Below are 14,401 nucleotides of genomic sequence, written 5' to 3'. Positions count from 1 at the left end.
CATAATGCGCAATCACTCCCTTGCCGATATATTGAAGCGACTACGTCCAGCGCTAGTCGTCACCTCGCTCGGGGGACTTGCAACTGCCCTCATCGGGATGCTTGGTGGTTTCAATGTTGTCTACGATACCGCGCTGACAGCTACGACCATTCTTGTGATCCTTGCGCTTATGGGACAGATTTTCGTCAGCCTTCGGCGAAAGGAATTCGGACTCGATACGATCGCGCTGTTATCAATGAGCTCGGCATTGATTTTCGGCGAACATCTGGCTGCCGCCGTCGTCGCTCTGATGTATTCCGGCGGCCAATATCTGGAAAGCGTTGCCGAAGGTCGTGCGCGGCGGGAGATGACTGCGCTTCTCCAGCGGGCACCGCGATTGGCAACACGGCGTCGGGGCGAAAATCTGGATGAAATCACCATCGAGGCGGTCGAAACCGGCGATCGGCTTGTGGTGCGACAGGGTGACATTGTGCCTGCTGACGGCACGCTTGCAGAAGATGCCGTCCTGGACGAGGCGGCTCTCACCGGCGAAGCATTACCCGTCAACAGAAAACGCGGACAGCCTGTCATGAGCGGGTCTGCCAATGCCGGCAACCTATTCGAAATGATTGTCACCAAACCGGCAAGCGAAAGCACCTACGCCGGAATCATCCGGCTGGTCGAGGCTGCTCACAACAGCAAGGCACATATGTCGCGTCTGGCTGACCGCTACGCCCTTGCCTTTCTCCTGACGACTCTTTCGATAGCGGGTCTTGCATGGCTGCTGACTGGTGATCCGGTTCGTGCGGTCGCCGTGCTGGTCGTGGCGACCCCATGCCCTCTCATCCTGGCCGTACCTATTGCCTGGACGGCAGGCATGTCGCGCTCAGCGAGTGTTGGGCTCATCGTAAAAGGGGCCGATATTCTTGAAAAGCTTGGGCAAGTGCGAACACTCATTCTTGACAAGACTGGAACTCTGACCGACGGTCGGCCGCATCTTGCAGTCATTAATGCATTAGCGGATGAAAACGATCTGCTCCGGCTGACTGCCTCTCTCGATCAGGGCTCCAACCATGCGGCGGCGCGCGCGGTGGTTGCGGTCGCCCTTGACCGCGGCCTTGCATTGACGCCGCCCACGCACGTGTCGGAAAAACCGGGCGAAGGGATTTCAGGTACGATTGGATGCACGCAGGTTTCCATAGGAGGGCTGAACTATATTGCTTCGAAGGTAGCCGATGTGCCAACTCTCGGTCAGGCCGAAGTGATGACCGCCGCGATTGCTGTCGATGGAAAATTTGCCGGCACACTGCTTTTTAGCGACGCGCTACGCGAGGGCGCTGGAGAAGCCCTGGTCGATCTTAAGCGGCTCGGGGTGAACCGAATGATTCTTGCGACTGGCGATCGTGCCGATGTGGCGCGCAGCGTAGCCAAGGATTTACCCCTCGATGAAATCCGGGCCGAACTTACGCCATTGCAAAAGATCGAACTGGTGCAAAAGGAAGTCCGCCAAGCGCCTACCATGATGGTTGGCGACGGGGTAAACGATGCGCCGGCTCTCGCTGCGGCGGATATCGGACTGGCAATGGGCCTGCATGGCTCGGCAGCAGCAGTGGAAGCAGCCGATGCGGTTCTGCTTGCCGAACGGCTGGAACCCATCGGTGACGGCGTAAGGATCGCCAGGGAATGCCGGCGCATAGCGATACAGAGCGTCGTGGCCGGAATCGGACTATCCGTAGTCGCCATGATCGTTGCATCGTTCGGGTATCTCAGACCAGTCGAGGGCGCGCTTGTTCAGGAAGCGATTGACGTTGCGGTCGTCCTTAATGCGTTGCGCGCCCTTCGAATAAAAAGCTGGTTAACCCGAGCAAGGGCGCCCGTAGTCGCTTTATAGTATTACCTGAAAGCGCAACTCTCCGGCAGATACGATAGTTCTATCGGGCGAAAAAGACCGGCAAGTGGCACTCTTCCAATATCGATGCCGTGACGCCCCCGAAAATCCGCTCCCGCAGTCGTGAATGGCCATATGCCCCCATGACGATGACGTCGCAACCGATCTCACGTGCGCGCTGCTGTATAACTGCTTCGGTACTTCTGTCAGCACTCGCCAGTTGTTCGATGACGGTCTTGACATTGTGGCGAGAAAGAAAGGTCGCGATATCTGCTCCCGGTTCTCCGCCATTGAAGAGATAGGATGCGTCCGGATCAACAAGAACGATATGAACCGCATCCGCACGCACCAGCATCGGCAAAGCCTCCTTGGCCGCGCGTGCTGCCTCGGGCCGGGAATTCCAGGCCAGGAGCACTCTTTTCGGCTTCAGGCTTGTTCTGCCTTGGGCTGCCAAAAACACTAGCGGGCTGCGAGCGGCGAATATCGTTGCCGCCATGACCGTTTTGCGAAGCTCGATATCTCTACGTATACCATTCCCGGCGATGACGATATCGGCACACATGGCCCGCATGCAGAGATTGCTTTCAAGGATAAAACGGTCTTCATAAAGTTGATTGACGTCGTAGGTGACACCATTTTTATTACAAAGATTCTCCGCTTCCTTCCTGATCTTCATCAGTTCGTCAATTTCGTTTTGCCGCTCCTCCAGCCAGACCGTTGTAACGGGATAGTCGGCGGTAACAGGCGAGAGCGCCGCGCCGAGGGCCAGAATGGAAAGATGGCTGTCTAGCTCGCGGGCAAGTTCGATCGCCTGACTGATATCTGCCGCGGCATCATGTGCACCGATGACAGAAAGTATTGTTTTGACGGACATGGACATGGCTCCTTCCCATTGATGATCAACTCAATGAGCAGAGTGTGTGTAAAGCATTGCAGACCCGCGATGATCTTCGTCAATCACGAGTGAGAAATTCCAAATCCCCTATCGATCTTCACAGCGTGCCTACCGTAACGATCTAGAGCCTGGAGAGGGTGAATAGTTCCGTTGATCCCTGTCAATGCGGATCTGATTGCAGTGCGGTTCAATCGAGATGCTCAATGAAGCGCCGCAAAATGTTGAAACGACGTCACGTCGCCGTTTCAACCGTCACTTTCTTCAACTTGAGGAGAAACATCATGGCTGTGGCCCAAACCAAACTTCCGGCGAAGACCGACGAAGCGCCGGTGAAACCGGCGGGAACTTTCTGGCCCCCGCTCGAAACGCTTCGCTCCGAGATCGATCGCCTTTTCGACGGTTTCGTACCCACATCAAGGCATGCGCCCGACCGCTCCTTATTCGGCGGGGTTTTTCCAAGCCTGAAAGGATGGAGCGCCTCGCCGGCGGTCGACCTCGTCGAAAAAGATGAGGCCTACGAGGTCATTGCCGAATGCCCCGGCCTCGATGCAAAGAACATTGAGGTCAAGCTTTCAAACGGACTGTTGACGATCCGTGGTGAAAAGCAGGAAGAAAAAGAAGACAAACAAAAAGAATATCATCTTTCAGAACGTCGCTACGGCTCCTTCCAGCGAAGCTTTTCCGTGCCGGTAAACGTCGATGTCGACAAGGTGGCGGCGACGTTTGAAAACGGCCTTCTCAAGATCAAGCTGCCGAAAAGTGCAGAAGTAAAGAAGAACGAAAAGACGATCGAGATCAAGGCTGCCTGATTTCGACAAGGACAGCAAGATGAGTAAAGGCGCGTACCGAGCGCGCCATTTTTCCAGTTCCGATTGTCCGTCACGACAAGAGGCTTTTCTCAATCTAGCTAATCGGGATTGAGGATATCTTTGTCGTGCGCGGCAGAGACGAGCTTTCTAAGCGTCTCCCGGCATCGCGCGCCGCCAAGGAACCGTTGGCTTCGATGCGGCGAGCAATTGCTACGTCGACCCGCTGCAGGAGGCATTGTCGATCCGACCAAGGTCGTGGAGGTCGCACTGGAAAGTGGGGTATAGGTCACCAGTATCCTTTTGCTGACCAATGCACAATGACGGAAACTCCCGAAGCGCTGGCGCCACAACTGCCCGCCCCGGTCGTTTAGGCGCGAGTGTTTGTAAGGTGGTTACATGTCATACAGTCCCCGAATTACCTTCCATGGCGCAGCTGGCACGGTAACAGGCTCCTGCTTTCTTCTTGAAAGCGGCGACGAACGTGTGCTGATCGATTGCGGGCTGTTTCAGGGATCCAAAACGGAAAAAGAACTCAACTACCGACCCTTCCCGTTCGCGCCTGTGGAATTAACGGCCGTCATTCTCACCCACGCCCACATAGACCATACAGGGCTCGTGCCGAAGCTCGTGAAGGAAGGGTACGGTGGTCCAATCTATAGTACCGCTGCGACACTTGATCTGTGTGCGGTTATGCTGCTGGATTCAGGCCATATCCAGGAAATGGAAGTCGATCAGCTCAATCGGCGGAACGAACGCCGTGGTCGAAAACCGGTTGAGCCGATCTATACAGCAACGGACGCGGCCGCTACCCTCATCCAGATGCGTGCACACCCAATGGAACAGTGGATGGTGCTTTCGCCAGGATGTCGGTTCCGTTTCTGGAAGGCCGGACATCTTCTCGGCTCCGCCTCTGTTGAAATCGAAGTCGGAGACGGGCAGGATCGTCAGCGCATCCTATTCTCCGGCGATATCGGGCCGCAGCACAAACTTTTCCATACCGCTCCAGAGGGTCCGTCAGGGCTGGACTATCTGGTGTGCGAGAGCACTTATGGCGATGTTGACAGACATGATCCCTCCATAGCGCAAAGGCGGATAATGCTGCGCGACGAAGTTTGCCTTGCCGCGCGTCATCACAATGGCGCACTTCTCATTCCTTCGTTTGCCGTCGAACGCACGCAGGAGCTCCTGGCAGATCTTGTCAGTCTGCTGGACAGGGGCGCTATCGCCAAATGCCCGATAATTATAGATTCACCACTGGCAACGCGCGCTACCGAAGTGTTTATTCGTCATGCCCGTGAGCTTGAAAATGGCGATCTTCTCGTGCGTGCGCTCAGCTCCCGGCAAATTCGCTTCACGGAAACCGCAGAGCAATCCAAATCCATAGACAACTTGAAAGGTTTCCACATCGTGATTGCTGCAAGCGGCATGTGCGAGGCAGGCCGCATTCGCCCTCGTCTGAAGAACTGGTTGTGGCGTGAGGAAGCGACGGTTCTGCTGGTCGGCTATCAGGCGTCAGGCACGTTGGGCCGGATTTTGGAGGAAAGGGCACCCAGGGTCCGTATCCAGGGTGAGGAGATCGTCGTGCGAGCGAGCATACGCAAACTCGACGTCTATAGCGGTCACGCTGACGGGCCGGAGCTGGCGGCTTGGGTGGCTGCCCGGTTGCCTGTGAAACAGGGCGTTTTCCTCGTCCACGGCGAGCGCCCTGCCATTGCCGGTCTCAATACGCGTCTCGCGACAATGGACCCGTCGCTCAAAATCATCGAACCCGAGCTGGACGCAACCTACCACCTCACATCCGATGGCACCCTTGCCACCTACACGCGGCAAGGATTGCCGCGGATTAAACCGGTACGGGTTGGATGCCGGGACTGGCGCAATGAGTTTCAATCTCTGATTCTGGACCTGCAGGACCAGCTGGAAAAGGCAGCCGACGAAAAACGAAGGGGCGTCATCCTCCGCAAGATAAGACGCACTCTTGATGAAGCTGGCCCGCAGAGTGCATCGGACTAAAAGGAAATCGTCCAGCGCGATCTATTCTGGTTTCTTACTTAATTCCAGAGGCACGCCACTCACCATTTTACCGGAAATGCGCCACAAAAAGGAGCTTCCCGATAGGTGCGTTACGTGAGATTCGTTTCGATCAAAACCAGCGTTGCATCTCCTTCAAAAGGTTTGGCCACAAACCCTGCTCCTGCTCAAGCCGAACAGCATCATGATGCTCGCGACGTTCGATTGACTGCAATGTGCGGACGCCTTTTGCTCTGGCCTCATCGGCAACATACGAAGCAACTCCGATGCAACGCCCCCTGTTCTTGTATTGCGCATTCACTGCAATGGCGACCTCCGCTTTCAACCCCGACGCATCACAGGCCATCATCGCCGACGCAATGAGGATATTTGTATCGCCAGCGAAAACCAGATAATTCTCTGTCGAACGATGGTCGAAGCGGGTCATCGCGACAAGACGTTCGTGACTTACTTTACCGATGCCGCCGAAAAAGCGGAAGCGCAAATCCTGCGGTGTTACAAGGGAGAACAATTCCCGCAGACGCTCCTCATCATTATGTGGCACAGAGCGATATGAAGGGACAGACCCGTCCGGGTGACCAGATCAACACCGCCCTCGACCAGGCCTTCTGCACTGGACTGGCCAGATCTGCGTACATTTTCCTCTTCCGTTTGCATCTCGATAATGACCTTGAGCGCGTGGGTGCTGGCCGCACGGCTGAACGTGTCATAGGCACCAAGAATATCGTCAAGCCTGAAATGATGAGTAATCAATTTCTTCGCGTCGACCTTGCCGGACGCCAAGGTCCACAGCAGCATTGGGGTGGCAACGGTAACGACCAGCCGCGTGGTGCGGTGATCTCCTGGCAAAACTCGAATGTGGCGGGCACGCCAACGGCCTCGATCACAGGATCGACGCCCTCGCCGTCGGTCAGGTCAAGAATACGTGCTGCTGCGTCGGGATCATCGGCACTGATGGTCCGGGTCGCACCGACTTGTCTGGCCGTCTCAAGCCGGTGATCGTCTAGATGAACATAACAATCTCGGCAGGTGTATAGAATTGTGCCGTCAAGAGCGCTGCCAATCCGATCGGCACAACGCCGACGATCGCCATCGTATTGTCGGGTTGAACCTTGCCGTTGAGGACACCGCATTTAAATTCCGTTGGAAGGATGTCACTTAACATGACAAGGGCGTCTTCATCTGCACCTGGTGAGTTGGGATAAAGACCGCTCTCGGCATGCGGAACACGGACGTATTCTGCGTGCGTGCCATCGATCGTATTGCCCAATATCCAGCCGCCGGTGGCACAATGCGAATACGTTCCCCGTCGGCAACAGTTCACACTTGCCACACTACGAAATGCAGGAAATAAGCGACCCGGTCGCACTTTTTGAATTGCGATACAGCAGAGCCCACATCCACGATGATACCGACACCCTCATGCCCAGGGATGTGGCCCAGTGCACACCTTGGAACGTCACCTTTGAGGATATGCAGGTCCGTGCCGCAATCGTCGTTGTAGTCATTCTCACCAGCGCATCGGTTGCGGCGCGAAGGGCGGGAATCGGCCTTTCGATGAGCGCCTTCTGACCTGGTCCTTGAAAAACGAGCGCTTTCATCTTCTTTTCCTCTTGATAAGAAGCTGCGCTGGTCGTCTGTCGGCCCCCGAATGCGCCAAGTCCCTTTTTTTAGGTATTATCGCGCCAGAAAGAGGGGCCGCCTGGTGTTTTCGATCATAGTGCGCGTGACGCCGCCGAAAATACGTTCGCGCAGCCGGGAGTGGCCGTATGCGCCCATGACGATGAGACTTGACTGCAAGCGCTCCGCATAAGTTTCGATCGTCTCGGCTATCGTCCGGCCTTCGCTCTTTATGCTTTCAATCGAAGCACTAATCTGCTGATGAGATAGATACGATCGCAATCCTGGCGCCAGCTCCCGATCGTCGTCAGGATCGACGACAATGATCTCGACAGACCGCGCCCTTTTCAAAAAGGGAACGCTCGCCCGAACGGCCGCAGCTGTTTCCGGCGCATCAGACCAGGCAATCAGAACGGAGTTCTTGTCCCAAGAAAGGCTGCGCAAGGGATCGACCAAAATCGGTACACCGGCGTGAAAAAGAGCTCCGTCAAGGATGGCATCACGCACGCCAGGATCGTTTAGAATATCCGGGCCGATCGCAACAGCGTCGGCGAATTGCGCTCGATACCCGACAACATTGTCCAGATTGAATATTTCGGTGTAGGCTTCCTCAATATCAAACGAAGAAATCTTGCCTTTCAGATAATTTTCGAGAGCAAATACTTGCCGTGCCAGCCTGTCTTGGTCGGCCTGCCGCTCGTCTAACCACGCTGCTGACACGCTCTCCATATGAGCACCGACGGGGGGTGGTGAAGCAATGCCGATCAACAGCACGGAAAGATGGCTTTCCATCGCATCGGCCAAATTGAAATCCATGTTTGGCTCGGGCGAGGCAGGCTCACCTGTCGTGATCTGCAATAGCGTAGCGAAGCTCATTTTGTTCCTCCTGAACTTTCAATTCAGGATGAAGCAGTTGCGGTGAGATAGCCTTGATCCTCGTCAATGGACCATTCGATGAAATTCCGGTGGGAAAGGGTAACCTGTGAGCGACACCGCTAGCCAGCACGCGAAAATTCTGCCGTGCCCGCAGTCCTGCGGTGCAGGTGTGGCCTAGTGCAAGTCACCCGTACATTTTGGAAACGGTGCGACATGGAAAAGAAGCGCCGAAGTGCGCACGGGTTAAAAAGTCACGCAATCATTCGCGACAAAATAAACGCCTGACGCCGCCAAAGCTGGACTTCCTGCAGCCTAAACCCTGTTCAGGCATCGACGTATCACTACAGCATTACCTGCCGATCGGATACACCACGCAAGGCTTGCACTCGATCGACAGCCGCTTCTTTTTGATCTTTCCATTTGATCTCATGCCTGAGATTATCCAGCCCTTCTCGACGTGGGCTTCCGCCGCATGTGAGAAATATCTGTGTTCCAGTTGATCGTGATGAACTTAAGCTTGGCGGGCTCATCATCAGCCGTCAGCTTCGCACTGACCCTCGTTTCGGCAAAGGCCGCTAAGCATCAGCGGTCGCTTTACGCATTCTGCTTCAACTACCCAACTCGATCCGGCACGTTGATGTTTGTCTCACGATGGAATGGTCTAGTTCGTCTATTGGTTCACTGAGCCTTCAACGTCCCTTACCGCATCGGCAAAGCATTTTTGCATTTTGTGCCGTATCAAATTACGTGTATCCGAAAGCCCGAGGATCGCCAGATCGCTTTCCAGTTTTTTCAAGACACCCTCGTCGCCCCGTGCAAAATCAGCTTCAATAATGTCCTCAAGACAACGCGCAATATCGCGACCGAGCAGCGTGGCCACCCAACTCGCCAGCATTTTGTCACGCCTGGCGCGAATTCTGAACGGTTTCTCAGCCATCAGGACATATTGCCTCTCTGCAGCTCTCTCGCGTTCATCGTAGATCGTCATGGTACGCTTCTCCCCAAATCGCGGCATTCGGGATCACCCGAATCTGGCCGATTGCGTAGAAAGTGCGGCAGAAATCTCGACCCGTCGGCGCCCAAAGCAACAAACGCCCCATGTACACGCCGACAAAACTGCTGCGGACAGGTCAGTGCACAAAATCCAGCGTCGCCTATTGCGACAAAACACGCTCCGGCTGGCCCTCTCTCGCCTCTCTACCACTCAAAGTCACGATATCCAGTGCGAAAAAGACGTGTGGAGAGGTCCCTCGACGAGGTTCAGATCGAGGTTTCAGGGCGCCGGGTTCCCACCAGTCAAAGTGTTCCGCAAGCAGCTCCCAAGCATGTAAGCGTTCCCGAACGGGAGGGTCTTCGTCTGGCAACTCCCGAAAAGAGGAGTCGATTATGACGCTCGCCCATTGATGCGCACCTTCCGGAGTGTCGATCTGCAAACAGGCACGCGGGTTTGACCGAAGGAATTCAAGTTTCTTTCCCGGCATTGTAAACGCGTAAAGGCTGTTTCCCGAATATGCGTAATATATTGGAACAACATAAGGGATATTATCCCTCGCGCACGCCATTCGCGCCAGCCTCTGGACTGCGATGACGGCGAGACACTCGTTGTGCGTCATTTCTCGGACCAGCATCGCTTACCTCCCGTACTCAGAAATGGAGCTTGCATCTGGAGATGTACAAACGTCGCTCCGCCACGCGGGAAATCCCGCGTCCGAAGTACTTTTTCCGTTTCTACATTTTCATCTCGGTGCAGCGTATCCATTAGTAAATAGAAATATCAGCCATCCGCCATTGACCTTTATCAATCGCAGAACCTTATGACGACGCAGAGCCCGTAAATCAGCACGGAACATTGACCCCTTTTTCTATCCGATTTTCGCCTCCTGTGGGCGATGAGGTTTGATCGCCGAGCGCTGGACGGGTTCCATAGTTGTGCCAGGTGCGTGCTGGCCACCCCAATCCAGCAGGATCAATTTGCGATATCGATTTGAGTTGTCCTTTGCCCACGATTGACCGGAGGAAGAACGCGCCACGCTCAGGTTAAACAGGGAGCCGAGTCTGCTGCCCTTTGGAGAAGCAACACTATTCACCGTGAAGCAGACCATCTGTTCAGCAAACAATTCCGAAATGCGTCGCGAATAACTGGGGTTTTATCGCAAACGCGGGTTCAGTTGATGTCGTCAGGAATAAATCCACCCGTCTGCCGCTGCCACAGCCGCGCGAAAAGACCATTGGTTTCAATTAACTCCCCCGGCGGGCCTTCCTCTATTATGCGGCCGTTTTCGAGCACGACGATGCGGTCCATGCTGGAGATGGTCGATAGGCGGTGGGCGATGGCGATAACCGTCTTGCCTTGCATCACAAGATCAAGTTTCTCCTGAATCGCGGCTTCGGATTCACTGTCGAGGGCCGAAGTTGCTTCATCGAGGATCAGGATCGGAGCGTTTTTCAGGAGAACGCGGGCGATCGCGACACGCTGGCGTTGGCCGCCGGACAGTTTGATGCCGCGGTCACCGACGTAGGCGTCGTAGCCCTTGCGGCCATCGCTATCGGAGAGTTCTGTTATGAAGGTGTCGGCAGCAGCCATTCTGGCGACATCTTCCACCTCCTGCGCGCTCGCCTCCGGTCGCCCATAGCGGATATTATCGCCGACCGAACGATGCAGCAGCGACACATCCTGGGCTATAACGCCAATCACGCGGCGCAGACTTGATTGGGTGACCGAGCGAATATCCTTGTCGTCGATCAGGATCGCGCCGTCCTGGATATCGTAGAAGCGCAGCAGGAGGTTGGCGAGTGTGGTCTTGCCAGCCCCCGATAGCCCGACGAGTCCAACCTTTTCACCGGGACGGATCGTCAGCGAGAGATCATCGATAACCGGCTTGCCAGTCTTGTAGGCGAAACGGACGTTCTCGAAACGGATTTCGCCATGGCGAATGGTAAGATCCGCTGCGTCTGGACGATCGGTGATGGTGGGCGGTGTCGTCATGACGGGCATGGCGTCCTTGATCGTACCGACTGCCTGGAAGATCTGTTGGCCCATCTGTAGGAACGTGAAGGTGTAAGCAGACAGCCGGCTGAGGACGTAAACGGCAGCCGTGAATTCGCCGATCGTGACGAAACCATCGACAAGCCCGGTAAATCCGATCGAGAGTATCGCCAGCCAGTGCATCATGTTGAGGACAACGACAATGACCTCCGAGGTGCGGTAGATCCGCTGTTCACTTTGTTGGGCACTGATGGCCTTGGCAATAAGGCCGCGGATAGCGCCCGCCTCGCTGTCTTCGGCGGCAAACTGCTTCACCATCTGCATATTGCCGTAGAGATCGGTGATCGCGCCAGAAATCAGGCTGCGCCGCTTGGCGGAACGGCGCGAGCGCTCGGTAAATACAGGTGCCAGCCTGATAGCGAGCAGAACGTTAAGCGTGATCCAGACGATGGTCGGCAAGGCGAGCTGCCAGGAGAGAGCGCTCAAGAGAATGACCGACCCAGCCATTTGCATCACGAAGCGCGGGATGGACTGGAAGGCCGATATGATCTGCTGCTGCACGGCAGAGGCCACCTGCTGCAGACGTGAGGCGACCTGACCAGCATAGAGATCATGGAAAAAGGCCAGATCCTGCCGCTCCACCGCCTTGTGGCCCTGCCACTGAATGGCGGCAGGCATACCAATGCCAAGCGTATGCGAGTTCAGCGTGTTGACGAGAAAGGAGCCAAGCGGGATTGCGGGAAAGAGCATCAGGCCAAGCAAGGTCAGAAGCAACCATTCATTGTGCAGGAAGGCGCTTGCGCCCTGTTTCGTCACGCCATCAACGATGACCGATAGTCCCCAAATAATCGTCAGATTCATGGCCTCGATTGCCATTGTGGAAAGGGCGAGCACGAGCAAGATGCCGCGGAACATCCGGATGAAGTGCAGGAGAACAGCCACCGGGCCTTTCGCGGGCAACGGCTGATAGGGGATGTCGAGGGGTTGGATCAGCGTCTCAAAGGGTCGATAGATCGTATCGGAAATCGACATCAGGGCTCGAACTCCAATTGAGGAAAGATCAGAGGGTCTCGGCATATTTTAGCATTTCTGCGACGGCATCAATTATGACCTCGTTCCCAAGCCGACGTCCGGCACGAGCCAACGCCACGAATCCAACACATCTCGGCCAGCAACTCCATCATACCGAAACATAAGTGACCGCTTTGGGATGCACCTCTGCCGGATCGAATGGGCGACCCGACGGTCCAAAACGGAAGTTATTTTCGCCTTGGGCCGGGACCGGACTGTCTGATTTATGGCGGCGAGAGTGAAATAGCTGCCGTCAAACGCGGTGAACACTTTGACTGCTTCTGAACGTAATTCCAACCGTTTAGGCGTCCAGCACTCTGCGTTCAGGCGCGCGATGAGAACCTCTACGACCAAGATAACGGCGCTTTGCCAGCTTGCAATATCCGACCATTTCAGACGTTGTAGCCCTCCAAAAGATCGCCAATGGCAGACAGTACCTTTCCGTTTTCAGCGCCCTTCGGCGGCGTATCGACAGCGACTTGATTTCAACATAGCAATGACGCCTGATCCAATTTCGAGATAGCTTGTTCAATGCGTGACAGCGACAAAATACTACGGCGGCGTCTCGTTGATGCCCTTCGCCCGCTGGCCGAGCGCGACACGCGCTTGATGCTCGAAAACGAAGATCCACCGTTCATCTCGGCCTTCGTCGCCCGTCACCGGGAAACCATTTCCGAGCTCAGCATGCCCGCAGCCGGCCTCGTCATTGTCATCGAAGGTCGCAAAGAAGTGCTGTGGGGCGCGGAACGCAATATCTACCACGCCGGCGACGCCTTCGTGCTGCCGGCCGGTGCGGAGGTTGATGTTGTCAATGAAACAGATGCCGATACTGGCGTCTATCGCGCCCTCTTCGTCCGCTTCTCTCGCACCCTGGTCATTGAGGCGGCACGCCTTTGGCCGCAACTCACCAAGCGCGACATACCCCTCGGCTCGCCCATCACGATCAGTCCGACGCTCTGCTCGGCAATCATCCATAGTGGCGAGGCGCTGGCGGGTGCGCTCGACCTTTCCCGGCGCGTCGTAGATCACCGTGTTCTCGAGGTTCTGCTTATCCTGGCCGAACAGGGTGCGCTGCCATTGATGCCCAAATATGTCGACCGCTCAGTCACAGAAGCAGTGCGCCTCCTGATCCGCCACCGGCTCGATCACGCGTGGTCAACCGCCGCGGTCGCCGCGTCCCTGTCGATGTCAGAGGCCACCCTGCGGCGGCGACTACGGGACGAAAACCACTCACTACGCGCGCTGCTGCTCACCGAAAGAATGCATGCCGCTTACCTCATACTCTCGGATCGGGATGCCGATGTCGCCGACGCAATAGCCGCTACCGGCTACGCATCGCGTTCACACTTCTCGCGGCACTTCCAGGATGCCTTCGGACAGGCTCCTTCGACCGTTCGCAAGGCACGTAAAAAACCATTAGCCTGACCGCTTCAGGCTCATTGCTGATCAGATCGGGCCCACCCGCACTGGCATCGTTCCCTATGCTCGACTGAAATCAAACAGGCGAGACGAGATGAACAGGAATAAAAGAAGCATATGCGCCGCCATTGTGGCCGCCGCATTTTCGGCGACAGCGCCCATGGCCGCGGACTCCACGCTGTCCGTAAAGATCGAAGGGCTTCACGGTTCTGGCCGGTTTTCAGATTCCGCCGCCTTCTGCCCGCCCGGAAAAGGGGCGAAGGACGTGAGCCCGGGGGTCTCATGGTCGGCAGGCCCAGAGGGCACCAGATCTTATGTGTTACTGATGACCGATCCGGACGTACCACTCGATTTTAGCCTCATCAATAAACCTGGTACCACGATTCCAGACGACGCGCCGCGGATCAACGTTTTCCACTGGGTTTTGGCCGATATTCCCGCCGGCATCATATCCATCGGCGAGGGTACGGAAAGCGAGGGTCTCGTGCTGGGCGGCAAGCCGGTCGGATTGACACCACACGGACTGCGCGGCGCCAATGTCTATACGAGTTTTCTGGCCAAAACTGATGGCATGGCAGGCACCTATGGCGGTTACGACGGCCCCTGCCCGCCCATAAACGATCAGCGCGTTCACCGCTACATCCTTGAAGTGGTCGCGCTCGACGTTGCGACACTGGGCCTTTCCGGGCCGTTCACTGGCGAAGACGTGGAAAAAGCCATGGCTGGCCACATCCTTGCAAGCGGCAAGGCGACAGCGACATATTCATTGAACCCGAGCCTGATCCCCGCCGCCACGGCGAAGTAGATTACAATCCCGAAAGGTTCAG

General features: G+C 56.0%; 11 protein-coding genes and 1 pseudogene. 5 read left to right on the top strand and 7 right to left on the bottom strand.

Features of this window, described 5'->3' with window-relative positions:
• Window positions 1-97 precede the first annotated feature (97 nt).
• Window positions 98-1,870 (top strand): heavy metal translocating P-type ATPase, encoded by a 1,773-nt coding sequence (locus tag ACZ5A6_RS26715; RefSeq protein ID WP_464111594.1) that lies wholly within the window; start codon window positions 98-100, stop codon window positions 1,868-1,870.
• 40 nt (window positions 1,871-1,910) lie between these two features.
• Here the strand turns inward: ACZ5A6_RS26715 and ACZ5A6_RS26710 are convergent, their stop codons facing one another.
• Window positions 1,911-2,747 carry a universal stress protein gene (locus ACZ5A6_RS26710; protein ID WP_111796271.1) on the bottom strand — a complete coding sequence of 279 codons (837 nt, stop codon included), beginning with the start codon at window positions 2,745-2,747 and terminating at the stop codon, window positions 1,911-1,913.
• A 296-nt stretch (window positions 2,748-3,043) separates the two neighbouring features.
• Here ACZ5A6_RS26710 and ACZ5A6_RS26705 point away from each other — a divergent pair, with 296 nt between their 5' ends.
• Both ACZ5A6_RS26705 and ACZ5A6_RS26700 read left to right on the top strand, forming a co-directional pair.
• On the top strand, window positions 3,044-3,571 hold the full coding sequence (locus tag ACZ5A6_RS26705) for an Hsp20/alpha crystallin family protein (protein ID WP_065703957.1): 528 nt from the start codon (window positions 3,044-3,046) through the stop codon (window positions 3,569-3,571).
• Window positions 3,572-3,967: 396 nt separating this feature from the next.
• Window positions 3,968-5,584, top strand: a complete 1,617-nt coding sequence (locus tag ACZ5A6_RS26700; RefSeq protein ID WP_464111518.1) for an MBL fold metallo-hydrolase — start codon at window positions 3,968-3,970, stop codon at window positions 5,582-5,584.
• A gap of 130 nt (window positions 5,585-5,714) precedes the next feature.
• On the opposite strand, the gene ACZ5A6_RS26695 is transcribed toward ACZ5A6_RS26700, so the two are convergent.
• The 6 genes and pseudogenes from ACZ5A6_RS26695 to ACZ5A6_RS26670 all read right to left on the bottom strand — a co-directional run bounded on the left by ACZ5A6_RS26695 (window position 5,715) and on the right by ACZ5A6_RS26670 (window position 12,116).
• Window positions 5,715-6,113, bottom strand: coding sequence for a hypothetical protein (locus ACZ5A6_RS26695; protein ID WP_464111517.1), 399 nt, complete (start codon window positions 6,111-6,113; stop codon window positions 5,715-5,717).
• A 143-nt stretch (window positions 6,114-6,256) separates the two neighbouring features.
• Window positions 6,257-7,203, bottom strand: a pseudogene (locus tag ACZ5A6_RS26690) (alcohol dehydrogenase catalytic domain-containing protein); the annotation flags it as partial.
• A gap of 76 nt (window positions 7,204-7,279) precedes the next feature.
• Window positions 7,280-8,098 carry a universal stress protein gene (locus tag ACZ5A6_RS26685; RefSeq protein WP_464111516.1) on the bottom strand — a complete coding sequence of 273 codons (819 nt, stop codon included), beginning with the start codon at window positions 8,096-8,098 and terminating at the stop codon, window positions 7,280-7,282.
• Window positions 8,099-8,768: 670 nt separating this feature from the next.
• Window positions 8,769-9,086, bottom strand: coding sequence for an ATPase inhibitor subunit zeta (locus ACZ5A6_RS26680; protein WP_019565897.1), 318 nt, complete (start codon window positions 9,084-9,086; stop codon window positions 8,769-8,771).
• Window positions 9,087-9,252: 166 nt separating this feature from the next.
• On the bottom strand, window positions 9,253-9,711 hold the full coding sequence (locus ACZ5A6_RS26675) for a pyridoxamine 5'-phosphate oxidase family protein (protein ID WP_272870263.1): 459 nt from the start codon (window positions 9,709-9,711) through the stop codon (window positions 9,253-9,255).
• Window positions 9,712-10,262: 551 nt separating this feature from the next.
• Window positions 10,263-12,116 (bottom strand): ABC transporter ATP-binding protein, encoded by a 1,854-nt coding sequence (locus tag ACZ5A6_RS26670; RefSeq protein WP_464111515.1) that lies wholly within the window; start codon window positions 12,114-12,116, stop codon window positions 10,263-10,265.
• Between the two features lie 570 nt (window positions 12,117-12,686).
• Here ACZ5A6_RS26670 and ACZ5A6_RS26665 point away from each other — a divergent pair.
• Window positions 12,687-13,580, top strand: coding sequence for a helix-turn-helix transcriptional regulator (locus ACZ5A6_RS26665; RefSeq protein WP_464111514.1), 894 nt, complete (start codon window positions 12,687-12,689; stop codon window positions 13,578-13,580).
• 88 nt (window positions 13,581-13,668) lie between these two features.
• Window positions 13,669-14,379, top strand: a complete 711-nt coding sequence (locus ACZ5A6_RS26660; RefSeq protein WP_464111513.1) for a YbhB/YbcL family Raf kinase inhibitor-like protein — start codon at window positions 13,669-13,671, stop codon at window positions 14,377-14,379.
• The last annotated feature ends 22 nt before the right edge of the window (window positions 14,380-14,401 follow it).

The sequence above is a fragment of the Agrobacterium sp. 6Ca8 genome (assembly GCF_055382765.1).
Note: the sequence above shows the minus strand (reverse complement) of the source record. Positions and strands in the feature narration are given on the sequence as shown.